This window comes from Deltaproteobacteria bacterium (genome assembly GCA_016178705.1).
In the GTDB taxonomy this organism is placed as follows: Bacteria; Desulfobacterota; Binatia; order HRBIN30; family JACQVA1; genus JACOST01.
On record JACOST010000015.1, the window covers coordinates 19,697 to 43,550 of the forward strand.

Annotated in this window: 22 protein-coding genes; 18 read left to right on the forward strand and 4 right to left on the reverse strand. The window is 63.5% G+C overall.

Annotated features, from left to right (window positions below):
• Positions 1 to 138: 138 nt before the first annotated feature.
• The gene (locus HYR72_11850; protein ID MBI1815666.1) at positions 139 to 2,949 is read left to right on the forward strand and encodes a carboxypeptidase regulatory-like domain-containing protein; all 2,811 of its coding nucleotides are present in this window, start codon (positions 139 to 141) and stop codon (positions 2,947 to 2,949) included.
• A gap of 16 nt (positions 2,950 to 2,965) precedes the next feature.
• Complete coding sequence (locus tag HYR72_11855; GenBank protein MBI1815667.1) at positions 2,966 to 3,778, forward strand: hypothetical protein; 813 nt, start codon at positions 2,966 to 2,968, stop codon at positions 3,776 to 3,778.
• Positions 3,779 to 3,981: 203 nt separating this feature from the next.
• On the opposite strand, the gene HYR72_11860 is transcribed toward HYR72_11855, so the two are convergent.
• Entirely contained in the window at positions 3,982 to 4,179 is a 198-nt protein-coding gene (locus HYR72_11860) for a hypothetical protein (protein MBI1815668.1), read from the reverse strand.
• 18 nt (positions 4,180 to 4,197) lie between these two features.
• A complete protein-coding gene (locus HYR72_11865) occupies positions 4,198 to 4,893 on the reverse strand; it encodes a hypothetical protein (protein MBI1815669.1) in 696 nt (231 codons plus the stop codon).
• Here HYR72_11865 and HYR72_11870 point away from each other — a divergent pair.
• The 4 genes from HYR72_11870 to HYR72_11885 are packed head-to-tail and all read left to right on the forward strand — an operon-like array spanning position 4,883 to position 7,333.
• Positions 4,883 to 5,203, forward strand: a complete 321-nt coding sequence (locus HYR72_11870; GenBank protein MBI1815670.1) for a hypothetical protein — start codon at positions 4,883 to 4,885, stop codon at positions 5,201 to 5,203. The two genes, HYR72_11865 and HYR72_11870, sit on opposite strands and share 11 nt — an antisense overlap.
• Positions 5,204 to 5,225: 22 nt before the next feature.
• The gene (locus tag HYR72_11875; protein MBI1815671.1) at positions 5,226 to 6,113 is read left to right on the forward strand and encodes a hypothetical protein; all 888 of its coding nucleotides are present in this window, start codon (positions 5,226 to 5,228) and stop codon (positions 6,111 to 6,113) included.
• Complete coding sequence (locus HYR72_11880) at positions 6,110 to 6,640, forward strand: hypothetical protein (protein ID MBI1815672.1); 531 nt, start codon at positions 6,110 to 6,112, stop codon at positions 6,638 to 6,640. The genes HYR72_11875 and HYR72_11880 overlap by 4 nt, the downstream gene beginning before the upstream one ends.
• Before the next feature lie 51 nt (positions 6,641 to 6,691).
• Positions 6,692 to 7,333 (forward strand): HEAT repeat domain-containing protein, encoded by a 642-nt coding sequence (locus tag HYR72_11885; protein MBI1815673.1) that lies wholly within the window; start codon positions 6,692 to 6,694, stop codon positions 7,331 to 7,333.
• A 761-nt stretch (positions 7,334 to 8,094) separates the two neighbouring features.
• On the opposite strand, the gene HYR72_11890 is transcribed toward HYR72_11885, so the two are convergent.
• A complete protein-coding gene (locus tag HYR72_11890; GenBank protein MBI1815674.1) occupies positions 8,095 to 8,331 on the reverse strand; it encodes a hypothetical protein in 237 nt (78 codons plus the stop codon).
• A gap of 222 nt (positions 8,332 to 8,553) precedes the next feature.
• Here HYR72_11890 and HYR72_11895 point away from each other — a divergent pair, with 222 nt between their 5' ends.
• From HYR72_11895 to HYR72_11940, 10 genes are all read left to right on the forward strand, one after another.
• Entirely contained in the window at positions 8,554 to 11,457 is a 2,904-nt protein-coding gene (locus tag HYR72_11895; protein ID MBI1815675.1) for a DEAD/DEAH box helicase family protein, read from the forward strand.
• A complete protein-coding gene (locus tag HYR72_11900; protein MBI1815676.1) occupies positions 11,454 to 13,010 on the forward strand; it encodes a restriction endonuclease subunit S in 1,557 nt (518 codons plus the stop codon). Before HYR72_11895 ends, HYR72_11900 begins: the two co-directional genes overlap by 4 nt.
• A gap of 60 nt (positions 13,011 to 13,070) precedes the next feature.
• Complete coding sequence (locus HYR72_11905; GenBank protein ID MBI1815677.1) at positions 13,071 to 13,811, forward strand: phage Gp37/Gp68 family protein; 741 nt, start codon at positions 13,071 to 13,073, stop codon at positions 13,809 to 13,811.
• Between the two features lie 20 nt (positions 13,812 to 13,831).
• A complete protein-coding gene (gene tcmP, locus HYR72_11910; protein MBI1815678.1) occupies positions 13,832 to 15,001 on the forward strand; it encodes a three-Cys-motif partner protein TcmP in 1,170 nt (389 codons plus the stop codon).
• An 18-nt stretch (positions 15,002 to 15,019) separates the two neighbouring features.
• Complete coding sequence (locus HYR72_11915) at positions 15,020 to 16,516, forward strand: SAM-dependent DNA methyltransferase (protein ID MBI1815679.1); 1,497 nt, start codon at positions 15,020 to 15,022, stop codon at positions 16,514 to 16,516.
• 97 nt (positions 16,517 to 16,613) lie between these two features.
• Entirely contained in the window at positions 16,614 to 18,029 is a 1,416-nt protein-coding gene (gene argH / locus HYR72_11920; protein ID MBI1815680.1) for an argininosuccinate lyase, read from the forward strand.
• Between the two features lie 2 nt (positions 18,030 to 18,031).
• The gene (locus HYR72_11925) at positions 18,032 to 18,565 is read left to right on the forward strand and encodes a hypothetical protein (GenBank protein MBI1815681.1); all 534 of its coding nucleotides are present in this window, start codon (positions 18,032 to 18,034) and stop codon (positions 18,563 to 18,565) included.
• Between the two features lie 54 nt (positions 18,566 to 18,619).
• Entirely contained in the window at positions 18,620 to 19,462 is an 843-nt protein-coding gene (locus HYR72_11930) for a diaminopimelate epimerase (GenBank protein MBI1815682.1), read from the forward strand.
• On the forward strand, positions 19,462 to 20,346 hold the full coding sequence (locus HYR72_11935; protein ID MBI1815683.1) for a 4-hydroxy-tetrahydrodipicolinate synthase: 885 nt from the start codon (positions 19,462 to 19,464) through the stop codon (positions 20,344 to 20,346). The genes HYR72_11930 and HYR72_11935 overlap by 1 nt, the downstream gene beginning before the upstream one ends.
• A gap of 2 nt (positions 20,347 to 20,348) precedes the next feature.
• A complete protein-coding gene (locus HYR72_11940; GenBank protein ID MBI1815684.1) occupies positions 20,349 to 21,152 on the forward strand; it encodes a 4-hydroxy-tetrahydrodipicolinate reductase in 804 nt (267 codons plus the stop codon).
• Between the two features lie 58 nt (positions 21,153 to 21,210).
• Here the strand turns inward: HYR72_11940 and HYR72_11945 are convergent, their stop codons facing one another.
• Entirely contained in the window at positions 21,211 to 22,377 is a 1,167-nt protein-coding gene (locus HYR72_11945) for an LL-diaminopimelate aminotransferase (protein ID MBI1815685.1), read from the reverse strand.
• A gap of 228 nt (positions 22,378 to 22,605) precedes the next feature.
• Here HYR72_11945 and folK point away from each other — a divergent pair, with 228 nt between their 5' ends.
• Together folK and fsa are read left to right on the forward strand one after the other, a co-directional pair.
• The gene (folK, locus tag HYR72_11950) at positions 22,606 to 23,103 is read left to right on the forward strand and encodes a 2-amino-4-hydroxy-6-hydroxymethyldihydropteridine diphosphokinase (GenBank protein ID MBI1815686.1); all 498 of its coding nucleotides are present in this window, start codon (positions 22,606 to 22,608) and stop codon (positions 23,101 to 23,103) included.
• A 57-nt stretch (positions 23,104 to 23,160) separates the two neighbouring features.
• A complete protein-coding gene (gene fsa, locus HYR72_11955) occupies positions 23,161 to 23,811 on the forward strand; it encodes a fructose-6-phosphate aldolase (GenBank protein ID MBI1815687.1) in 651 nt (216 codons plus the stop codon).
• Positions 23,812 to 23,854 lie beyond the last annotated feature (43 nt).

Below are 23,854 nucleotides of genomic sequence, written 5' to 3' on the forward strand. Positions count from 1 at the left end.
AGGTTCACCCGCGCGTAACCGCGCCGTAACTCACGCCGGGTATTTCCTGACGCGTGTTGTGGTCGGCACGCACGCCGCGCCGAGATGCTGGCGCGGTCACGACCCATCTCGAGGGGCGGCACTGTTTAGATGAGGATCATGTTGCGAAGATCGGCCGAGATCGTGTGCGTGCTCCTGATGGTCTGGGTCGCACTGCGCGCTCAGGTGTCGGCGCAATCCGGTGCACCGGACCAGGGCACCATTGCCGGCAAGGTGATCGACAAGTCGACCGGCGATCCAATCATCGAGGCGGGCATAGAAGTAACTAACACGGGCAAGCGCGTGCGCACGGACATCGATGGCAAGTACACGCTCAAGCTTCCGGCGGGGACATACGAACTGCGGGTCTTCGCACCGCTGTATCAAGGCACGCGGCTGCAGCGCGTGGTGGTGAGGGGAAACGACGTGACCCACGCCGACGCGGCGCTAGCGCCCGAGGGCCAGGCTGGCGTCGAGGTTGTCGAAGTCGTCGCCCAAGCCGACAAGGCGTCCGAGGTTACGCAGCTCGTCGAGCGCAAGAACGCGGCGGTGGTCAGTGACAACATCGGAGCGCAGACGATCACGAAGTCGCCCGACTCGAACGCCGGCGAAGTGGTCAAGCGGGTCCCCGCGGTAACGGTCCAGAACGACAAGTTCATTGTGGTGCGCGGTTTGGGCGAGCGTTACAGCAGCGCGCTGCTCAACGGCAGCCGCTTGCCGAGCACCGATCCGAACAAGCGTGTCGTGCCGCTCGACTTATTTCCGAGCGAGTTCATCGAGTCGCTATCGGTCGTCAAGACGTACACACCCAATCTGCCCGGCGATTTCTCCGGCGGCCTCGTCGACATCCGCTTGAAGGATTTTCCCGAGCAACTGACCGCCAATCTCGGGGTCTCCACCGGCGGCAACACCAATGCCGTGTTCCAAGAGTTCAACACCTATCACGGCAGCTCGCTCGACTACCTCGGGTTCGGGGCCGGCAATCGCGCGTTGCCCGGCGCGATCCCGAGTCAAAGCATCGGCACACCGCCACCGGCGCAGCAGCGCGCGTATGCGAGCGCATTCGAAAACGTGTGGAGTGTCGAACCGATGACCGCGCCGCCGAACTATCGCCTCACGGGTTCGGTCGGCAATACCTTCGGTCCGATGGGGGCGGCGCTCGGTGCGGTCTACTCGACCGAATACAACCGACACCCGGGCGAGTTCCAGCAGAACTTCACCACCAAAGGTTTGCCCGGCGAGCCGATCACGATTCTGCCGCTCGAAAACTTTACCTTCGATCGGGACACCTTCACGACTCGAATCGGCGCCGTTCTGTCTACGGGCTACAAGCTGACGCCCACTGACAAGCTGACGCTCAAGGGGCTGGTGGATCGCAGCACGAAGGATGAAGTCGACGACGGCCAGGGGAGTGATCGCAACAACCCCGATCAGCCACTGCACCAGTGGCAGCTACAAGAGATCGAAGAGCAACTGGGCTACGGGCAACTCGCCGGCACGCACCGGTGGTCGGTGGTGGACGTCGATTGGCGCTCGGCGCTGTCGCAGACGACTCAGGACCAACCCGACACGCGTTTCGTGACCTACAACTTGCCGACGTCATTGAACGGACTGACGGCGCCGCAGTTGGTTGCCGCCGGGGAAGGGCCGGAGTCGTTGGTGCGGCTGTACGGCAATCTCGACGAGTACCTCACCGATTCCGCGCTCGACTTCACCGTGCCGTTCAAAACCGGGTTGCCGTACACGGACGTCTGGTCGGGTCTACCGGCCAAGTTCAAGTTTGGCCCCGCCTACGCCTATCGTCATCGCAACTTCAGTCTCCGCCGTTTTCTCTACAATCGCGTGTCGACGGTGGGCGTCGATACCAGCGCGTCGCCGGAAGTCCAGCTCCAGCCCGCGAACATCCCGGAGAACTACAGCTTCAAAGAAGGGACGCGTAAGCAAGACTCCTTCGAGGCGAGTCAGGAGATCATCGGCGGGTATGGCATGTTCGATCTGCCGCTGGTTCCGGACCGCCTGCGACTCGTCGCCGGCGTGCGGGTGGAGTACTCATACATTTCCCTCAACACCGCGGACTTCATCGGCAACCCGGTCTCGCCAAAGATCAACGACACATCGCCGCTCCCGGGCATCAATCTGATTTACAGCCCGCGCGACGACATGAACTTCCGCTACGGCTACAGCCAGTCGGTGTCGCGGCCCGAGTTCCGCGAACTGACACCGACGATCTTTCCGGTGCCCAACGGCGCGCGTCCGGTGATCGGCAACCCCAACTTGCAGACCGCGAACATCACCAGCAACGACTGGCGCTGGGAATGGTTCTTTGCGCCGGCCGAGATCGTCTCGTTCAGCGTGTTTTACAAGCAGTTCACCAATCCGATCGAGCAAACGGTGATCGGCCTGCCCGGCGGTGAAGCGGATTCGTTCCGCAACGCCGACAACGCCGACTTGGTCGGTTTCGAGTTCGAAGGGCGGAAGAATCTTGGATTCGTATCGCCCTACTTGGCAAACGTAAACCTGTCGACCAACGTCGCCTACATCAGCTCCAGCGTTAACGTTGGCCCGCAGCAGGGCACGGAGGTGCAAACGTCCAGCAGCCGCTCGCTGCAAGGCCAAGCCGACTACGTGGTCAACTCGGCGCTCGAGTACGACCATCCGACGTGGGGCACCGCCCGTCTGTTGTACAACACCGTCGGCGCGAACATCGTGGCCGCCGGCGCCAATCGACTCCCGGATATCACCCAACAGCCGACCAACGTCCTCGATCTGGTGTTGATCACCAAGATCAATCCGTTTGGGACACCGCTCACCGCAAAGCTGAGCGCCGAGAACATGCTCGACGAGCAGGTCGTGCAGAGCCAAGGCAGCTTCGTCGCCAGCAGTTACACCACGGGCGTGAAATTCACCTTCGGGCTTTCGTATTCGTACTGATCAGGAGGATGAACCCATGACACGCATACTGTCACGTTGGTGGAGTGGCCCGTCGATCCTACTACTCACGATCACCTGCGCCGCTGCGGTGCGTGCGCAATGCACCGGGGATTGCGACGGCAGTGGCGCGGTTACGGTCGATGAGTTGGTTGTTGGCGTGAGCATCGCGCTGGGTACGGTCACGGTCGACCACTGCCCGTCCTTCGACAGCGACCACAGCAACAGTGTGACCGTGGATGAGTTGGTCGTCGCCGTTAACGCCGCGCTCAACACCTGTCCGAGTGGGACGACGCCAACGCCGTCACCGACGGTGACGCCGACGCCGATGGGACCGCGCTGCGGCGACCACATCGTCCAATTCGACCGAGGTGAGACGTGTGACGATGGCAATACGGTCGACGGCGACAATTGTCCGGCGACCTGCGTGATTCACACCTGCGCCTCGGCAGGTACCACGCTAGATCTCGACGTCAGCTTCACGCCGCCAGTCGGCGTGGATATCGCGGGCATCACCGTGTTCCTCCGCTATCCCGACGACCTCGTGCGCATTCCGGGGATGGCCAGCGACGCCGCCGTGCAGGATCGACTGTCGAACCTTCCCGACAATACCTTCGCCACGCCGAACGATCTCGACTATGCCCTGCGCCTGGTGATGTTGTCCCCCGACACGTCACCGATCCTGCCCGGGCTGCTGTTCTCGGTGCAGTTCGACGCCTGTCAGAGCGCGCGCGTTCCGACGGCGGCTGATTTCCGCTGTGTGGCCGAGGATGCCGCCAATACCGATCTCGATGCGGTAGCCGGTGTGACGTGTACGGTCGCGGTTCGTTGAGCATCGCAAAGCCGATTGCGCGAGGCTGATCGAATGACGCGTACCACCACCGTTCTGAGTGCGATGAGTCTCATCGTCGCATCGTTGATTGCAGGGTGCGGCGGCGACAAGAGCAGCACCAGCTCGTTCCCGCCGCCGCCGCGCTCGGTGCGTTACACGCCGAAGGCGACTTCGACGCGAGCCATCCGGACCAGCTCGCCAACCTACCCACCGTCGCGAACGCGAACGTTCACCCTGACGCCGACGATCACGAACACGCCCGAGCCAACGGCGTCGCCGACCGCGACGAGTTCGCCCACCGGAACATTCAGCGCCACCGCGATCCCTACGGCCAGCGCTAGTGCGACCGACACCTTCACCGCAACGTTACCGAGTACGGCGACGCCGATCGCCAGTTCCACGCCAAGCTCGTCCCCGAGTCACTCCTCAACGCCGACTGCGACCTTTACGGCCACCGAATCGGTTACCGCCTCTCCAACACCGACGGTCACATTGACGCCGACCGCATCGCTGACGGCCACGGCGACCGGTACTGCCACGATGACCCCGACAGATACGCAGACAACGACAGCGACCGCGACGCCGTCGGAAACACCGTCGGGGACGGTGACAAGTACGCGCACGGCTACGTCCACCGTCACGCAAACGAGCACGGCGATGTTCACCGCGACCGTGACGGAAACCACTACGGCGTCTCCAACCCCGTCGGTCACATCGACGCCGACCGCATCGGCGACCGCAACGAATAGCGCAACGCCGTCGGTCACGCCGACGCTGTCGTCATCACCGACCGCTACGGCAACCGCGACGATCACCAACACGCCGCTGCCGACCGGCACGCCATCGGCCACGAGTACGCAGACTGAAACCGGTACGCCGACGCAGACGCCGGAGGACACCGAAACCCCGACGGCGACGCCGACGCCGACCAGCACGCCGACGTCTGTAGCGACGTCGACCGCATCCACGGTCTGCGGCAACGGCTTCATCGAGAGCGGCGAGACCTGCACCACCTGCGCGTCCGACTGCGTCGTGCATGCGTGTACCGCGACCACGCCGCTGCGCACTTTTGCGGTGAGGTTCACGGCGCCGACAGGGCAGGACGTGTCGGGCATCACGGTGTTGGTCGGCTACCGCAGTGGCACCGTAAGTCTGCCCGGCAGCGGCAGCGCGAGTTCAGTCGGCAGCCGCGTAAAGAACAAGCCGTCGAACGCGATCTCAGCGGTCAACGACAGCGACTACGCGCTGCGGGTGGTGTTGTCGCGCTCCGCCGCAATTCCTCCGGGCCGACTGTTTACCATCGACTTCGATAGTTGTCAGGGCGCCGCAGCGCTGGCGGTGACCGACTTCGGTTGCACGGTCGAGGGTTGCGCCAATGTCTTCGGCGCCGTGCAAGGCTGCACCTGCACGGTCGGCACGCCCTAGCCGCGAATGTAGGCGCCTGAACATGGAGCTAGCTAGCATGAACGTGTTCCGCTCGATCGTGTTGCCGGCGATGGTCGTGCTGCTGATGGCGCTGGGGGCTTGCGGCGGGGGTGGCAGCAGTGGTGAGAGTCCGTTTGTTCTCTGCGGCAACGGCCATCTCGACCAGGGCGAAAAGTGCGACGACGGCAACACGCTCGACAGCGATGATTGCCTGAGCACTTGTGTGCTCGCCGTCTGTGGTGATGGGTTCGTCGATCTCAACAGCGAGGAATGTGACGGCGACGCTTTGCGCGGCCGCGACTGCTCGACCCTCGGCTATGCCGCGGGCAAGCTGATCTGCTCAGCGACGTGTCGATTCGACACCTCGCAGTGCGGGCCTGCGTTCACACCAACTCCCACAGTGCTCGCGACCGGCACTCCGACACCAACCGCAACCCCGACTCCGTTGACTCGTTGCGGCAACGGCGTGCTCGAGAGTGGCGAGACGTGTGATGCTTGTCCGGGCGACTGCTCGGTATCCGCATGCTCAGCAGTGGCTCCAGGCGTGACGGTTTCAGTGAGCTACGATTCGCCCGATGACAGTATTGCCGGGCTGACGGTGTTGGTCGGCTACCGCAGTAGCGTCGCCAACCTTCCGGGAAGCGGATCGATGGCCAGCGTAGCCGCGCGAGTGAAGAACAAACCCTCGAACGCGATCACCGCGGTCAACGATCTCGACTATGCACTGCGCGTCGTGCTGTCACGCGCGAATCCAATCCCGCTCGGCCGCATCTTCACGATCGACTTCGACGCGTGCGACACCGCGCCGCCACCAGCCGCGGTAGACTTTGGCTGTACGGTCGAAGGCTGCGCCAACCGCTTCGGACGAGTCGACGGGTGTACGTGTGTCGTCACGGTGGGAGGACAATGATGGACAGGCGCGGATGGATTGGGTGCGGTATCGCCACACTGCTCGTTGTTACTGCGGGCATCGCGTCCGCCATGTGCGGCAACGGGTTGCTCGACAACGGCGAGACCTGCGCGAATTGTCCCGCCGACTGCGCGGTCCAGCCGTGCGCGGCCACCACGGCGCGGCACACAGTGACGGTGAACGCGTCCGCACCGGAGGAGCAGCACGTCGCGGGGTTTACGATCGTGGTTGGCTACCGCGGTGCAGTGCTCAGTCTCCCCGGGCAGGGCGCCGATAGCTCCGTGCGCGAGCGCGTGAAGAACACGCCCACCGAGGCCATCGTGGCGGCGTATGATCGCGACTACGCGCTGCGCGTAGTGGTGTCGCGCAGCAGCGCGATTCCTTCGGGTCGGCTGTTGACGGTCGATTTCGACGGCTGTAGCGGCGCTGCCGCTCCAACGACGGCGGATGTTTCCTGCATGGTCGAGGGCTGCGCCAATCAATTCGGCGCGGTGGTGGATTGTACGTGCTCCATCACATTGCCGTGACGCCGGAAGGGGCCAGTGAAGACTATGAACGGCCGCACAGTCACAATCGCAATGACGATAGTCAGCATTACCGGAGGTGTCTGGCTCTTGCGCGGGCAGTCGACGAGCCCCACGCCGCCGCTTGCGGACCTGCACGTCGCTGGGACCTCGCCGTCCAAGCAGCTACTCACGGCCGATCATCCCCGACCGCTCGACTTGCCCGCGAATCACAATGCCGCCATGGCGCATGGCGCGGCTGACGCGCATGAGCGGCCGGCCCCGGCAACTCACGAGCTCAGGCTGCTGCCGCCCGCGCCTGATGCGGTCGAGGCTGACCCGGAACTGCAAGCACTTGATCAGATCGCGTCGAGCGATCCCGATCCGATCGAGCGGGCCGCCGCGCTCAGCCGGCTGCACACCGTGACGACGCGGTCCGTGCTGCCGCTCTTGGTGCGGGCGTTCGCCGATGCGGACGCCGAGGTGCGGCGGACGGCACTCGAAGAGATCGCCTGGTCGGATGAAGAGGACATGATACGGGCGGCGCAATTGGCCGGCGTGATGACCGACCCCGATCCCGACGTGAGGATCGCGGCGCTGCGCATTCTCGGCGAGATCGAAGACCCCGACGCGGAGCCGATGATCCGCGATGCGTTGGCGGACCCCGATGACGATGTGCAAGCGCTCGCGGCGGATCTCTTGGACAACGATTCCTGAAACGAACACGTGATGCGTCGCGCGCCCAGCGCGGATGCGCTGGACCGCACGATCTTCATCGCGCCGTCACCGTGGCGCAACACCTCGGCTGATATCTTGCGTGCGCGTGCCGAGAGCTGAGGAGGAGTCCCCTTCTCCTCACCTCTCTCTCTGGGAGGAGCCCGCAGGGGCTCCTCCCCTTCCCAACTCCGCACGGCGGCCAGACAGGCGGCAACGTCAAGAGCCAACGAATGGTCTCAGTTCTTGAATATCTTCGCATCGCTCTCGTCGATTGAGCATGGCGCAAAACGGCTCGCCGAGATTGGCAGCGATCGCGGTCGTGATGGCGGTGGTGTCGGTTGTGGCGGTACGCCCGTCGACGCGATTCGCGCGGCCCGGGCATCACGGCGTAGCGGTCCACCACCGTGCATTGTCGGCCGAGCCCTCGGAGTCGCGCGACGACGACGCACAACCGCTCTCGCAAGTTCAAGCCCAGCCGGTGAGGAACTTGCGGTTCGTTCACGAAGGGCGGACCTCTTCTGACCGCATCCCCGCGTGGGGTCCGCAGCGCCTGGCGCTGACGCTCCATCGACTCAAATTGCCCCCGGCTCGAGACCAGTCCGATCCACCGCTGTAGTCCCACATCCTCTAGCCGGATCTCAGTTGCGGCCCGGCAGCCTCTACCCGCGGATGCTTCCCCCCCGAGGTGTCCGTGGGCGCCGGGCCGCATTTCCAATCACGCAAGACTACAGGAGCGGACTATGTTGCATGCAGTCATTCGTTCAGGTCGCGATGACGCCTTTCACTTCTTCGGCGAAGTGAGTGGCTACAATCTGCAAACGTTGCGCGATCACGTGCGCCAAACCGTGCGCGAGGATGGCCTCGTCCATTTGCGCGTGGAGATCGATCCGGCTGACCGTCCGACCTTCGATCGCTGTACCGAGAAATGGTTGTCCCATCTGACCGACGCCGGTGCCGTTGTCGAAGTGGAGGTCGTGCGGCGTCAGTAAGCGCGGCATTCGCCGCGCAGCAGCCGAGGTGGGAACCGGACACGCTGCGCGGCGATCACGCGTTGACCTTCGGCTATCTTGTCGATGGAGCGGTGCGTCGGATCGATGGTCGCTCCCGCGGGGTGTGCGCAGCGCTACGACGGTTCAATCGAGCTGCCGATGTACGCCGCCGTGATGGCGATGCAATTTGACATCGTCAGCGATGCGCCGTTAGGCTCGCCGCCACTGCCGATGGCGAAGCCGGAACAAGAGGCGCGTGAACGCATCGATGCACTACTGAGTGATGCAGGCTGGTGCGTGCAAGACGCGGCCAAGGTGAACTTGGCTGCGGGTCGTGGGGTTGCAGTGCGCGAGTTCCCCCTCGTGCGCGGTCATGGCTTCGCGGACTATCTTCTCTACGTCGATGGTAAAGCGGCCGGTGTGATCGAAGCGAAGAAGGAAGGCGAGACCCTCACCGGCGTCGAACTGCAAGCGACGAAGTACAGCGAGGGCGTACCGGCAACTGTGCCGGCGCACTTCCGGCCGTTGCCGTTTCTCTATCAGAGCACCGGCATCGAGACCCGCTTCACCAACGAGTTCGATCCTGATCCGCGTAGCCGACGAGTCTTCAGCTTCCACAAACCGGAAACTCACGCCGCGTGGCTTGCGATGGCTGCAGCCGACGCGCCTGCAACCGACCTCGCAGCGGAAGCTGGCACCGCCCGTAAACCACCGACGCTGCGTACACGGCTGCAGCGGCTGCCGCCGTTGATCACGACCGGCCTGTGGCCGGCGCAGATTCGCGCGGTGAACAATCTCGAACGCTCGCTCGCTGACGATCGGCCGCGCGCGGTCATTCAAATGGCCACGGGCAGCGGCAAGACGTTCACCGCGATCAGCTCGATCTATCGGTTGATAAAGTTCGCCGACGCGCGACGGGTGCTGTTCCTCGTCGATCGCGGCAACCTCGGACGTCAAGCGCTCAGGGAGTTCCAGTCGTACACCACGCCCGACGACGGCCGGAAGTTCACCGAGCTGTACAACGTGCAGCTCCTCACTTCGAACAAGCTCGATCCGGTGGCGCGGGTGGTCATCACCACCATCCAGCGGCTCTACTCGATGCTGCAAGGCAAGGATCTCGATCCCGAGTTGGAGGAGGCGTCGCAGTTCGATCAAGGCGCTGGGCTGATCCACGAGCCGGCGCCCGTCGGCTACAACCCCGCGATCCCGGTCGAGAGCTTCGACTTCGTCTTCACCGACGAGTGCCACCGTTCGATCTACAACCTGTGGCGGCAAGTGCTCGAATACTTCGACGCCTATCTCATCGGCATGACCGCGACGCCGTCGAAGCAGACGCTCGGGTTCTTCAACCAGAACCTGGTGATGGAGTACACGCACGAGCAAGCGGTGGCCGACGGCGTCAACGTCGGCTTTGACGTCTATCGCATCCGCACCCAGATCACCGAGCAGGGCTCGACGGTCGAGGCCGGGCTGTTCGTCGACAAGCGCGATCGCGAGAGCCGGCGTGTCCGTTGGGAGAAACTCGACGAGGATCTTCAGTACGACGCCGATGCGCTCGACCGCCGCGTCGTCTCCATCGATCAGATCCGCACCGTGATCCGCACCTTCAAAGCGAAGCTGTTGACCGAGATCTTTCCCGGTCGCACCGAAGTGCCGAAGACGTTGATCTACGCCAAGGACGACAGCCACGCCGACGATATCGTACAGATCGTGCGCGAGGAGTTTGGCAAGGGCAACGAGTTCGCGCAGAAGATCACCTACAAGACCGGCACCGCGCGCATCGTGACCAAAAAGGTCGGCCCAGACGGCCGCGAGGTCGAGGAGGTTACCTACAAGTCGAGCGGCGTGAAGCCGGAGGATCTCCTGCAGTCGTTCCGCAACAGCTACAACCCGCGCATCGTCGTCACCGTCGACATGATTGCGACCGGCACGGATATCCGGCCCCTCGAAGCGGTGATGTTCATGCGCGCGGTGCGCAGTCGCAACTTCTTCGAGCAGATGAAGGGTCGCGGCGTGCGCGTGATCAATCCGACCGATCTAATCGCAGTGACGCCCGACGCGCAGGCAAAGACCGGCTTCATGATCGTCGACTGCGTCGGCGTATGCGAACAGGAACTCACGGATTCGCGCCCGCTGGAACGCAATCCCACCGTGCCGCTGGAGAAACTCCTGCAAGCGGTGGCCTTCGGCAGTACTGACGCCGACATTCTGTCTTCACTCGCGGGACGCCTAGCGCGGCTCGATCTCCGTCTCGGTCCGCCCGAGCGCAAAGCATTGGCGGAAGCCGCCGGCGGACTGACGTTGAAGGATCTCACCGGTCGCCTCGTGCAGGCCATCGATCCGGATCAGCAGATTGAGGCCGCCCGCGCCGCTCTGACGCGGGAGGGTGAGGCTTCCGCCGAGCCGACCACGGAGCAAGTCACTCACGCTGCGGAGCAACTCATGCGCGAAGCCGTCGTGCCAATCGCAACGAATCCCGCGCTGCGGCAGCGATTGATCGCGCTCAAGCAGCAATTCGATCAGACCATCGATGCGCTCAGCAAGGACACGGTGATCGAAGCGGCGTTCTCCGCCGCAGCGAAGGAGAAGGCGAAGGGGCTGGTCGAGTCGTTCGAGCAATTCATCCGCGAGCACAAGGACGAGATCACCGCGCTGCAAGTGCTCTACAGTCAGCCCTACGCCAAGCGCCTGCGCTTCGCCGACATCAAGGCGCTGGCTGAAGTGATCCAAGCGCCGCCGCGGCAGTGGACGTCAGAGCGGTTGTGGAAGGCGTACGAGACGCTCGATCGCACGAAAGTCCGCGGTTCGGGCGGGCAGTTGCTGAGCGACATCGTGTCGCTGGTGCGCTTTGCGTTGCATCACGACAGCGCGCTGGTGCCGTACGCCGATCAAGTCGAAGAGCGATTCGAGAGCTGGCTGGCGCAGCAAGAGACGCACGGCCGCCGCTTCACCGACGAGCAGCGCCAGTGGCTGGAGTTGATCCGCGACCACATGGCCGGCAGCTTGCGGATAGAGATGGACGACTTCGATTTCACGCCGTTCGCCCAGCGCGGCGGCGCCGGGAAAGCGGTGCGGGTGTTCGGCGCGGAGCTGCGCGCGTTGCTCGATGAGTTGAACGAGGCGTTGGCGGCGTGACGCACAACCATCTTCCTGCCACGTGGATATGCGCTCGCCTCTGTGAGGTAGGTGAAATCATCACGGGCGGCACGCCAGCGACTTCGCGCGCAGAGTACTATGGCGGCTCAATCCCATTCATCAAACCACCTTCACTGAAAGACAGACCGATCATGGGCACTTCAGACTCGCTCACGCCAGTCGGGGCCACTCACGCCAGGATTGTTCCGCCCCACACGATACTTGTGTCGTGCATTGGAAACCTCGGGAGAACGGGGCTAACGACTCAAGAGACTGCATTCAATCAACAGATCAATGCCATCGTGCCCACCGCGGTCTTGGATCCGCGCTTTGGCTTCTATGCGTGTCAGCTGCTCCAGTCCGCTCTCGAGGGCGTGGCGTCAGCGACCACGATCTCTATCGTCAACAAGTCCAAGTTCTCGGAGCTTACAATTCCTCTCGCTCCTTTCCCCGAGCAGCACCGCATCGTCGCCGAGATCGAGAAGCACTTCACGCGGCTCGACGCGGCGGTGGCGGCGTTGGAGCGGACGCGGGCGAATCTGAAGCGCTACCGCGCCGCCGTGCTCAAGACCGCGTGCGAGGGACGCCTGGTGCCGACCGAAGCCGAACTCGCCCGCACCGAAGGCCGCGACTACGAGCCCGCCGACCAATTGCTCGCCCGCATCCTCAAAGAACGCCGCGCTCGCTGGGAAGCCGACCAACTCGCCAAGATGCAGGCGAAGCGCAAGACGGCGAAGGACGAGAAGTGGAAGACGAGGTACGACGAACCGCAGCTCCCGGATACCTCCGCGCTTCCGAATCTACCGGTAGGTTGGCGATGGGCAACTCTCCCGCAACTCGGCGAATTGAATCGCGGCAAGTCCAAACATCGCCCGAGGGACGATCCGCGATTGCTCGGCGGGCCGTATCCGTTCATTCAGACCGGCGAGGTGAAGCACTCGGGAGGTTTCATCCGAAGCCACAGCCAAACATACAGCGAGTTCGGACTGGCCCAGAGTCGGCTATGGCCTGCGGGCACGCTCTGCGTCACCATCGCGGCAAATATCGCTGATACCGGAATCCTCACGTACGAGGCGTGCTTTCCCGATAGCGTTGTAGGCTTCGTGTTCACCGGCGACCACGTCGTCGTCCGATACATCGAGCGCTTTTTCAGGACCATCCGCGAACGGTTGACTCACTTCGCGCCCGCCACCGCACAAAAGAACATCAACCTCGAGGTCTTGTCGGATGTCGCAATCGCACTTCCGCCCCTCGCGGAACAAAACCGCATCGTCGCCGAGGTCGAGCGCCGGCTCTCCGCGATCGACGAACTCGATGCCGTCGTCGACGCCAACCTGAAGCGCGCCGAGCGGCTGCGCCAATCGATCCTCAAGCGCGCCTTCGAAGGCAAGCTCGTCCCGCAAGACCCCAACGACGAGCCCGCCAGCGTGCTACTGGAGCGGATTCGGGCGGAGCGGGTCGCAACGCCCACTGCGCCGCGCCATCAGACCAGTAGATCTCCTCGACGACGGCGCGCCCAATCAACAACGGGAGCCACGGCGACCGAGTCGTGATGCGTCCCGCTTGCGCACCGACAGATCTTCGCTGTATCTTCGTTACCGAATGGACCCGCAATGAGTGACCGAAGCGCGATCGAATGGACGGACGCAACGTGGAACCCCGTTCGCGGCTGCGTGAAGGTCAGCCCCGGATGCAAGCACTGCTACGCGGAGACGTTTGCCGAGCGCTTTCGTGGTGTGCCCGGGCATCCGTTCGAGCAGGGATTTGATCTCCGCCTCGTCCCCGAGAAGCTCGACGCCCCGCTGCGCTGGCGCACTCCACGGCGAATCTTCGTGAACTCGATGAGCGATCTGTTCCAGGACGGTGTGCCCGAAGAGTACATCGCTGAGGTTGGCCGGATTATGCAAGCGGCGAACTGGCACACGTACCAAGTCCTGACCAAGCGTCACGACCGCATGCGCAAACTCCTGCGCGGATCGCTCGCCTGGCTCGCCCCGTTGCAGCATGTGTGGCTCGGCGTCAGCGTCGAGAACCGGCGCCACGGGCTGCCCCGCATCGACGCGTTGCGTAAGACGCCGGCATCGGTTCGGTTCCTGTCGATCGAGCCACTCTTGGAAGACTTGGGTCCAATAGATCTTGGAGGCATCAACTGGGTGATCGTCGGCGGTGAGAGCGGACCACGAGCCCGTCCGATGAAAGAGAATTGGGTTCTGTCAATCCGAGACCAATGCCGGGGGGCAGGGGTGCCGTTCTTCTTCAAGCAATGGGGCGGAGTGCAGAAGTCGCGAAATGGGAGAGAGTTGCACGGTCGCACATGGAATGAGTTACCTGCCACACTAGGCTTCGAGTCGTGACCGAGACGAGTCGGCCAGCTATGCAGATGCCACCTGAGTACCGCGGCCGGGAACACACCTGGCTGAAGCATCGAGTCCTGCAGCTCTATCTGGAGGCTTGGGCCCACAAGCTCGGCTCCGTTGCACGTCGGGGCACGGCACGCCTCTGGTACGTTGACTGCTTCGCGGGACCCTGGCACGCGCAGAGCGACGATCTTCGCGACACCTCGATCCACATCGGCCTGGAGGCCCTTCAATCGGCGGCGAGAACGTGGGCGAAGGCCGGAGCCAAGATTGAGTTAGGGGCAATCTTCGTTGAAGAGAACGACGATGCGTTTGTAGAGCTTCAGCGCTTTGTGCATGAGCGTGCTGGCGGTGTTGCGGCGCACCCGTTGCATGGTTCATTCGGCAGCCAACTGAGCGAAATAAAGCGTTGCATTGGATCAGATGCGGCGTTTCTCTTTGTCGACCCGACCGGCTGGAAGGGTGCTGCAATGGAGTTCATAGCTCCGCTGGCACACCAGCCTCGCCGCGATGTGCTTGTCAACGTGATGTTCAACGACGTTAACCGATTCCGGAACGCGCCGCAGGACTTCATCAGGGCGCAGATGCGCGAGTTCTTCGGACTGGTGGACGCAGACATTCCGCCTGGTCTCGATGAGGAGCAGCTCATGAGCCTCTATCGTAAGCGACTCAAGGGAGCGTGCAGTCTTCGGTTTGCCGCCGACTTGGTTGTTCCGCACCCGTTTCAAGAGCGCACCAAGTTCCGACTCGTCGTCGGTGGCCACCACGAAGAAGTCATTCGGCTTTTCCGCGACGTGGAGCGGCGAGTAGTTGGACAGGAGGCATCCGTCGTCCGTGTCGGGGCAAAGGAGCGGAAGCAGTTCGAACGCACACACCAGCCGCTGTTGTTCGCGCCCCAAGCTCCCGACACTGATCAAAGCTACAAGGCTCTGCGCCTAGAAGGCCTTCAGGAGGTAGAGTTGTTTGTGCCCGAGTTCGTTCGGTCGCAGGGTTCGGTCTCGTATCGAAAACTGTGGCCTCCCGTTTTGGAAGCCTGCCACATCACGGAATCGGATTTGAAGAAGCGTCTTTGGGACATGGATCGGGAAGGACGGATCGTGCTAACCAACGTTGGATCGAACGATCGCTCCGTGAAGGAGCACCACCGGATCATGCTGCCCGGTGAACCGCAGCCGGTGTTGCGCTGAGCCGCGGAGCGAAGTGAAGTGAGCAACCACTCCCAACAGATCGTCCAGAAACTGTGGAGCTACTGCAACGTCCTGCGCGACGATGGGCTGTCGTACGGCGACTACGTCGAGCAGCTCACGTGTTTGCTGTTCCTCAAGATGATGCACGAGCGGACGCTGGAGCCGTGGAATCAGCCATCGCCGATTCCGGCCAGCTTCGACTGGCCGAGCCTGCTCGCGAAAGATGGTGACGCGCTCGAGGCGCACTACCGCCACGTGCTCGAATCGCTCGGCAAGAGCAAGGGCATGCTCGGCATCATCTTTCGTAAGGCGCAGAACAAAATCCAAGATCCAGCTAAGCTCCGAAAGCTCATCGCGGATCTGATCGATCGCGAGCAGTGGACTTCGCTCGAAGCCGACGTGAAGGGCGACGCCTACGAAGGATTGCTGGAGAAGAACGCGCAAGACATCAAGGGCGGCGCCGGACAGTACTTCACGCCGCGTCCGCTGATCGCCGCGATCGTCGAAGTGGTGCGGCCGAAGCCGGGCGAGACGGTCTGCGATCCCGCCTGTGGCACCGGCGGCTTCCTGCTCGCCGCGCACGACTACATCGCCAAGCACTCGCCGAATCTCGACAAGGATCAGAAGCGCCACCTGAAACTCGAAGCGCTGCACGGTGTCGAGATCGTCGACAACGTCACCCGCTTGTGCGCGATGAATTTGTTCCTGCACGGTGTCGGTCCGAGTGGGGACGAAACGCTACCGCCCGTCCGCACTGACGACAGTCTGCGCGCCGATCCAGGCAATCGCTTCGAAGTCGTGCTCACCAACCCGCCGTTCGGCAAGAAGTCGAGCGTGCTGGTCGTCAACGAGGAAGGTGACGAGGAGCGCCAGGCGCTCACCGTCGTGCGCGACGACTTCTGGACCTCGACGACGAACAAGCAGCTCAACTTCGTTCAGCACGTGAAGACGCTACTCAAGATCAACGGCCGCGCCGCGGTCGTCGTGCCCGACAATGTCCTGTTCGAAGGCGGCGCCGGCGAAACCGTGCGGCGCAAGTTGCTGCAAGAGTGCGACGTACACACGCTGCTGCGATTGCCGACGGGCATCTTCTACGCGCAAGGCGTGAAGGCGAACGTGCTGTTCTTCGACCGCAAGCCCGCGAGCCCCGACGCGTGGACGAAGAAACTTTGGATCTACGATCTGCGCACCAATCAACACTTCACGTTGAAGACCAACCCGCTCAAGCGCGCCGACCTCGACGAGTTCGTGGCGTGCTATCGGCCGGAGAATCGCCACGACCGTACGCCGACATGGTCTAAGGAGAATCCCACCGGCCACTGGCGCGCGTTCGCCTACGACGAGCTGTTGCAACGCGACAAGGTCAGCCTCGACATCTTCTGGCTGAAGGACGAAAGCCTCGAAAGCTCCGACAACCTACCCAATCCCGATGTCATCGCCGCCGACATCGCCGAAGATCTGCGCGCCGCGTTGGAGCAGTTCGAGACGATCCAAGGCGAGATTTCACGTGGCTAGCGAACGCGTCGGATCGCCCAATCAAGGACGGTGAGCGCTGCCAGCGTTGCGGCCCTCAATTTCTTTCACCGGAGCTTTCCGCTAAGGTGCCGCGCCAATGGCGCGGACACCGGTAATTCGATCCAAGCGTGCACGGGGGCAGCACGCTAAGGCCGGACACAAGGCATGGCTCGGGCGCATGAGCGAGCCGACCGATCGGCTCGTCGATGCGTTTACGACCTCATTGGCGGTCGATCAGCGGCTGTTTCCGCAAGACATCGCCGGCAGCATTGCGCATTGTCGCATGCTCGGGCGCCAGCGCATCATTCCGGTGGCCGAGGCGCGCCGGATCGTTGCGGCGCTCGAACAGATATTTGAAGAACTGCGACGCGGTCGCTTCCGTTTCGCCCCCACCGACGAAGACATCCACATGGCCATCGAGCGGCGCTTGATCGAAAAGATCGGCGCGGTTGGCGGCAAGCTGCACACCGCTCGCAGCCGCAACGATCAGGTGGCCACCGATTTCCGCCTCTACCTGAAGGAAGCCATCGCGATCCTCGATCAGTTGCTCGGCGCACTGCAAGCGGCGCTGCGCGACTTGGCGCGGCGTCACCGCGATGTGATCATGCCCGGCTACACCCATTTGCAGCCGGCGCAACCGGTGCTGTTTGCGCATCATCTGATAGCCTACATCGAGATGCTGCGGCGCGATCGCGAACGGTTCGCCGCCTGCCGCGTCCACGTCGACGTACTGCCGCTGGGCTCGGGTGCGCTCGCGGGCACGACGTTTCCGATCGATCGGACGTTCGTCGCCAAGGAGCTAGGTTTCCGCGCGATCAGCGCCAATAGTCTCGACGCAGTGAGCGACCGCGACTTCGCGGTCGAGTTCCTCGCCGCCGCCGCCACGCTCGGCATGCACTTGAGCCGGTTCGCGGAAGAGATCGTGCTCTGGTCGGCGCAAGAATTTCGTTTCATCGAGTTGCCCGACAGCTTTGCCACCGGCAGCTCGATGATGCCGCAGAAGAAGAATCCCGACGTTGCCGAATTGATCCGCGGCAAGACCGGCCGCCTGTACGGCAACCTGATGGCGCTGCTGACGGTGCTGAAGGGGTTGCCGCTTTCGTACAATCGTGACCTGCAGGAAGACAAAACGATCGTGTTCGACAGTTTCGACACGATTCACGACAGCCTCGAAGTGCTGACGGCGATGGTGCCGCGGCTGCGCGTGAATGCCGATCGCATGCGCGCCGCAGCCAACGCCGGCTTTATCTTGGCGACCGAGTTGGCCGACTACCTGGCGACCAAAGGTGTGCCGTTTCGGCAAGCGCACGGCATCGTCGGCGCAGTGGTGCGCGATTGTATCGAGCGCGGCGCGACGCTGGATCAGCTCACCCTGGCTGAGCTGCGCCGCTTCTCGCCGCACTTCGATCGCGATGTGCGGCGCTGGCTGACGTTGGAGGCGGCGGTGAATCGGCGGCGCGCGCCGGGTGGAACGTCATCGCGCAACGTGCGCCGGGCGCTGCGAGAACGGTAGTGGTGCAAGACGCTGAGGACACCGGCAAGATGCCGGTGCCACTGATGCCGCGGGCTGCTCGAGTGTGCGCGGCGGTGGTCGTTGCCGCGCTCGGAGTGATCGCGTGTGGCCGCCGAACGTTTCCCAAACCGCCCGAATTGGTCGCGCCGCAAGCGATCACGGATCTGCGCGCTGAGAATCAGCGCGATGGCGTGCTGTTGGTGTGGGGTCGTCCGGCGAAGCACGTCGACGGCGCGGTGCTGCTCGATCTCGGCAGCTTCATCGTCGAGCGCGCACCGGGCGACGGTTCCGCGGGGTTCCAGCCGCTGACCACGATCGAACTCAACGACCGCGAGCGCTTTCGCCAAACCAAAAGCTTCCGCTATCTCGACTCCGAGCCGCAGGTCGGCCGCAGCTACCTCTATCGCGTGGTGGCGATGACCGACGATGGCTACAAGAGTGAGCCCTCGAACGCCGTGGCGCTGACGCGTGAAATCCCGGCCGTGCCGCCGCCCCCGCACGCTCGTGGGAAATCGGCGCCCGCGCCGGCGCGCTAGAAATTGACCCGCTGAATCCGCGCGTGGTACTGCTCTCGCGCAAGTAGCTCCTCTATGGACACCCTCCGTTTCACCAAGATGCATGGACTCGGCAACGACTATGTGTACGTCGATGCGTTCGCGCAGTCAGTGCGCGATCCGGCGGCGCTGGCGCGCCGCGTCAGCCCGCGGCACACGGGGATCGGTTCGGACGGTCTCATCCTCATTTGTCCGTCGAGTGCCGCCGACTGTCGCATGGAGATGTACAACGCCGACGGCAGTCGCGGGCAGATGTGCGGCAACGGCATCCGCTGCGTCGGCAAGTACGCCTACGACCACGGTCTCGCGCGCCGCAATCCGATGCGGATCGAAACCGACGCCGGGATCAAGGAGCTGCAACTCGAACTGCATGGTGATCGCGTGGCCAGCGTCACGGTCGATATGGGTGAGCCGATTCTCGATGGGCCGCTGATTCCAGTGGCCGCCGAAGGCAGAGTGATCGACGCGCCGCTGACGGTTGACGGGAAGGCGTGGCGGATCACCTGCGTATCGATGGGCAATCCGCACTGCGTGGTATTCGTCGATGACGTTGCGCCGCTGGCGCTCGCGTCGCTTGGCCCGCAGTTCGAAGGCCACGCGTTTTTCCCGAAGCGGGTCAACACCGAGTTCATTCAAGTAGTCAGCTCGCGCGAGTTGCGCATGCGAGTGTGGGAGCGCGGCTCGGGCGAAACCGAAGCGTGCGGCACCGGCGCGTGCGCGTCGGTGGTGGCGGCGGTGCTGAACGGGAAATGCGAACGCCGCGCCACAGTTCGGCTGCGCGGCGGCAATCTCGCCATCGAGTGGCGCGCAAGCGACGGGCACGTCATGATGACGGGGCCGGCGACGGAAGTTTTCAGCGGGCAATTGGAGGTAGAGTAATGGCAGCGCCGCGATTCAGTGGAACCATGACGGCGCTCGTGACGCCGTTTCGTGATGGGCAGATCGATGCCGACGCGTTGGCACACCTGGTGGACATACAAATCGCCGCCGGTATCAGCGCGCTGGTTCCGTGCGGGAGCACCGGCGAGTCGGCAACCTTGTCGCATGCCGAGCACACCGAGGTTGTGCGGCTGGTGGTGAAGTTTGCGAAGGGACGGGTGCCGGTGATCGCCGGCACCGGATCGAACTCGACGAGCGAAGCGATTGCGTTGACTAAGGCTGCCAAAGAGGCCGGGGCCACCGCGGCGCTCTTGATCTCGCCCTACTACAACAGGCCGACGCAGGACGGGATCTACCAGCACTACCGCGCGATCGCCGAGGCCACGCGCTTTCCTCTGATCCCGTACAACATTCCCGCGCGCACCGGTTCGAAGATCGAGGCGGCCACGCTGGCCCGGTTGGCCGACCTCGACGAGGTCATTGGCGTGAAGGAATCGACCGGTTCGCTCGACGAAGTGCAGGAAGTCGCGCGGCTGTGCGGCGACAAGCTGGAGATCTATTCGGGCGACGACAGTCTCACGCTGCCGGTCATGGCGGTCGGCGGGTGCGGGGTGATCTCGGTGGTGTCGAACGCGTTGCCGAAGGAATCGGTGGCGATGACCAGCGCGATGCTAGCCGGCGATCTGCCGCGCGCACGCGCGTTGCACTTCAAACTCTTTCCGGCGATTCGCGCCCTGTTTCTCGAAACGAATCCGATTCCGATCAAAGCCGCGCTGGCGATGATGGGCCTGTGCCGCGACGAACTGCGCTTGCCGTTGCTGCCGATGACTGACGGCCCGCGCGCGAAACTGCGCGCCGCGTTGCAGGCGATTGGAGCGCTCTGATCATGGCGGTTGGCATCATCGTGTGTGGCGCGGCCGGCCGGATGGGGCGGACGCTGATCAACTTGGTGACGCAGTCGAGTGACCTGATGCTGGTCGGCGCGGTGGAAGCCGCGGGCTTGGCATCGGTGGGTCGCGACGCCGGGGAGAGCGCCGGGCTCGGGACGCTGCACGTGCCGATCGTTGACAGCTTGGAGAAGGTCATTCGACCTGATGCGGTCACACTCGACTTCACCAACGCGGCGGCGGCGGTGGCGCACTTGCGGACGGCGGTGAAGCACGCGGCGCCGATCGTCATCGGCTCGACCGGCTACACGCAGCCGGAGCAAGCCGAGATCGATCGCCTCGCGCCGCAGACGCGCGCGGTCGTTGCGCCGAACATGAGCGTAGGCATCAACGTGCTCCTCCAACTCGTGCGCCTGGCGGCACGGACGCTCGGTCCCGATTTCGATCCCGAGATCGTCGAGATCCATCACAAGACGAAGATCGATGCGCCGAGCGGCACCGCGCTTCAGCTCGGCCGCGCGGTGGCGTCAGCGCTCGGACGCGATTTCGAGAAATCGGCCGTCTTCGGGCGGCAGGGGATCATCGGCCAACGCAACCCAAATGAGATCGGCATGATCACGTTGCGCGGTGGCGACGCGATCGGCGATCACACGGTGGTCTTCGCCGGGCTCGGCGAGCGGCTCGAACTCACGCACCGCGCTCAAAGTCGCGATTGCCTTGCGCGCGGCGCGTTGCGCGCGGCGACGTGGCTGATCGATCAACCAGTAGGCCGGTACAGCATGGCGGACGTACTCGGATTGTAGATTGCGGATTGTTCGGAGGAGAATTTCCAATCCTCAATCCGCAATCCGAATTCCGCAATCAGGCCATTGCTGTTCGGATTCGCTCCATCGCCTCGATGAGGCGGTCGTCTGACACGGTCAGTGAGAAGCGCACGAAGCCTTCGCCGAACTGGCCGTAGGCGGGTCCGGAGGCGACGACCACGCGCGCCTTTTCGAACAACAGCGTGGTGAATTCGAGGCTGGTCATCCCCTTCGGTACGGGTACCCATAGATAGAAGGTCCCGCGCGCCGGGGTGTAGTCGATGCCGATCGCCTTCAGCGTATCGAGGACCAGAGCACGTCGCTTGGCGTAGAGGCCGAGCATGTGACCGATGTTCTCGCCGCAGTGCTCGAGCGCGGCGATGCCGGCGTACTGGACCGCATTGAAGACCCCCGAGTCGGTATTCTCCTTCACCTGCGAGATCGCCGCGATCAGGTCTCTGTTGCCGACCGCCATGCCGAGTCGCCAGCCGGTCATGTTGAACGGCTTCGACAGCGAGTTGAGTTCCACGCCGACATCCTTCGCACCGTCGACCGAGAGGAAGCTCAACGGCTTCTCGCCATCGAAGACGATTTCGATGTACGGGTTGTCGTAGCAGACAGCGATGTCGTACTGGCGGGCGAACGCCACCAGATCGCGCAAGAACGCCGGGGTGGCCACCGCGCCGGTGGGATTGTTGGGATAGCAGACGAACATCGCCGTGGCCTTGTGCGCGACCTCGGTCGGAACATCGGCAAGCACCGGCAAGTAGCCGTGCTCGGGACGAATTGGGATGCTCACCGGCTCGCCGCCGCCAATCAGGATGCTAGCGCGGTACGCCGGATAGCCCGGGTCGGTCATCAGCACCGTCTCGCCCGGATTGACCCGCGCGAGGACGAAGTGGTGGCAGCCTTCCTTCGAACCGATCAGACCCAGTACCTCGGTAGCTGGATCGACGGTGACGCCGTAGCGCTGCGCGTACCAGGTCGCGACCGCTTGGCGGAACGCCAGCATGCCCTTCTCTTCGTCGGTCGGGTAGCGGTGGTTGGCTGGGTCGGCCCCGGCGCGGGCCAGTTCCTTCACGACCGCGTCGGGAGTGGGCTCGACCGGGTCGCCGATCGCGAGGCTGATGACGTCGATGCCGGCTGCGCGTGCCTGGCCGATTTTCTTGCGTAGCTCCATGAACGGATAGGGAGGGATCAGCTTCAAACGGTCGGCGGAACGCATCGGGGGAACACTCCTTTGTCGGTCGCGTGGGCAGCGACTACCATCGGGTGCGTGGCAGGGCAACACCCGCTGCCGGGCCGGCGATCAACAGTTGTAAACCCCGGTCGAAGGCGCTATGAGCGCATCTGTCACGCTCGCTGCGTGATATGTGGTGCCGTAAGTTGCGGACGGGGGCGTCGCCAGCAGATCAGGCGCTCACCGCGGGGAAGGGGAGGTTCGAACGGCGCTATGCCCCATCGGGCATTCATCGGGATCGGGTCCAACCTCGGGGACCGCAAAGCCAATCACATCGACGCGTGGGATCGGATCGGCAAGCTGCCGGCTACGCGCATCGTCAAAGCGTCCTCTCTTTACGAGAGTGAACCACACGGCGACGCCAAGACTTGGTTCGTCAACGCGGTCATCGAAATCGAGACCGAATCGTCCGCGGACGAGTTGCTCAAGCGGCTCAAAGTCATCGAGAAGGTGATGGGGCGCAAGCGGGTGAAGGGCAAGCGCTGGGGCTCGCGCGTCATCGATCTCGACATCCTGATGTTCGACAACGAGGTCGTCAACAAGCGCACGTTGCGCATCCCGCACAAGGAGCTACCGAATCGGCGCTTCGTGCTGGTGCCGATGTGCGAACTGGCTCCGCAGATGGTGCATCCCGCCCTCAGCGCGACGATCTCCGAGCTGCTATCCGCGAGCAAGGACAAGAAAAAAGTTCACCTGATGCCGCGTTCCTGAGCGGCGCTGCTTTCGAGCCCGGGAAGCGTTTGCTAAACGTTGATCAGGAGAGACACCATGAAGCTGTTCATCGATACCGCCGATGTCAATGAGATCCGCGAGGCCGCGAGCTGGGGCATTCTCGACGGGGTGACGACCAATCCCTCGCTGGTGGCCAAGACCGGACGCGACTTCGAGTCGGTGATCAAGGAGATCTGCGCCATCGTCGACGGGCCGATCAACGCCGAGGTGGTTAGTACCGAAGCTCCGGGTATGGTCGAGGAAGGCGAGCGGCTCGCGCGCGTGCACCGCAACATCTACGTCAAGGTGCCGATGACGGTCGAAGGCCTCAAGGCGACCAAGATGCTGAGCGACCGCGGCATCCGGGTGAACGTGACGTTGATCTTTTCGCCCGCGCAGGCGTTGCTGGCGAGCAAGGCTGGGGCGCGGTTCCTCAGCCCGTTCGTCGGTCGGCTCGACGACGTCGGCCACGACGGCATGGCGATGGTCGCGCAGATCGTGCAGATCCTCCACAACTACGAGTTCCCCGCCGAAGTGCTCGTCGCCAGCGTGCGCACACCCGAGCACGTGATCCGCAGCGCCGAGATGGGTGCGCACATCGCGACCTGTCCGTTCTCTGTGCTGCAACAGCTCGTCAAGCATCCACTAACCGACTCGGGATTGGAGCGCTTCCTAGCCGATTGGAAGAAGGTTCCGCAACGCGCCTGATCCTTCGTTGACGTGTGGCGCTGGCAACCTTCGCGGGCGCGTG

What these genes read in the sequence shown, in the direction of transcription:
- HYR72_11850 (MBI1815666.1), top strand. Translation starts at nt 139, where the DNA reads ATGTTGCGAAGATCGGCCGAGATCGTGTGCGTGCTCCTGATGGTCTGG.
- HYR72_11855 (MBI1815667.1), top strand. Translation starts at nt 2,966, where the DNA reads ATGACACGCATACTGTCACGTTGGTGGAGTGGCCCGTCGATCCTACTA.
- HYR72_11865 (MBI1815669.1), bottom strand. Translation starts at nt 4,893, where the DNA reads ATGCCCGACACGTCCTGCCCTGTCGGCGCCGTGAACCTCACCGCAAAA.
- HYR72_11875 (MBI1815671.1), top strand. Translation starts at nt 5,226, where the DNA reads ATGGAGCTAGCTAGCATGAACGTGTTCCGCTCGATCGTGTTGCCGGCG.
- HYR72_11880 (MBI1815672.1), top strand. Translation starts at nt 6,110, where the DNA reads ATGATGGACAGGCGCGGATGGATTGGGTGCGGTATCGCCACACTGCTC.
- HYR72_11885 (MBI1815673.1), top strand. Translation starts at nt 6,692, where the DNA reads ATGACGATAGTCAGCATTACCGGAGGTGTCTGGCTCTTGCGCGGGCAG.
- HYR72_11890 (MBI1815674.1), bottom strand. Translation starts at nt 8,331, where the DNA reads ATGCCGCGCTTACTGACGCCGCACGACCTCCACTTCGACAACGGCACC.
- HYR72_11895 (MBI1815675.1), top strand. Translation starts at nt 8,554, where the DNA reads ATGGCGAAGCCGGAACAAGAGGCGCGTGAACGCATCGATGCACTACTG.
- HYR72_11905 (MBI1815677.1), top strand. Translation starts at nt 13,071, where the DNA reads ATGAGTGACCGAAGCGCGATCGAATGGACGGACGCAACGTGGAACCCC.
- tcmP (MBI1815678.1), top strand. Translation starts at nt 13,832, where the DNA reads ATGCAGATGCCACCTGAGTACCGCGGCCGGGAACACACCTGGCTGAAG.
- argH (MBI1815680.1), top strand. Translation starts at nt 16,614, where the DNA reads ATGGCGCGGACACCGGTAATTCGATCCAAGCGTGCACGGGGGCAGCAC.
- HYR72_11930 (MBI1815682.1), top strand. Translation starts at nt 18,620, where the DNA reads ATGGACACCCTCCGTTTCACCAAGATGCATGGACTCGGCAACGACTAT.
- HYR72_11935 (MBI1815683.1), top strand. Translation starts at nt 19,462, where the DNA reads ATGGCAGCGCCGCGATTCAGTGGAACCATGACGGCGCTCGTGACGCCG.
- HYR72_11940 (MBI1815684.1), top strand. Translation starts at nt 20,349, where the DNA reads ATGGCGGTTGGCATCATCGTGTGTGGCGCGGCCGGCCGGATGGGGCGG.
- HYR72_11945 (MBI1815685.1), bottom strand. Translation starts at nt 22,377, where the DNA reads ATGCGTTCCGCCGACCGTTTGAAGCTGATCCCTCCCTATCCGTTCATG.
- folK (MBI1815686.1), top strand. Translation starts at nt 22,606, where the DNA reads ATGCCCCATCGGGCATTCATCGGGATCGGGTCCAACCTCGGGGACCGC.
- fsa (MBI1815687.1), top strand. Translation starts at nt 23,161, where the DNA reads ATGAAGCTGTTCATCGATACCGCCGATGTCAATGAGATCCGCGAGGCC.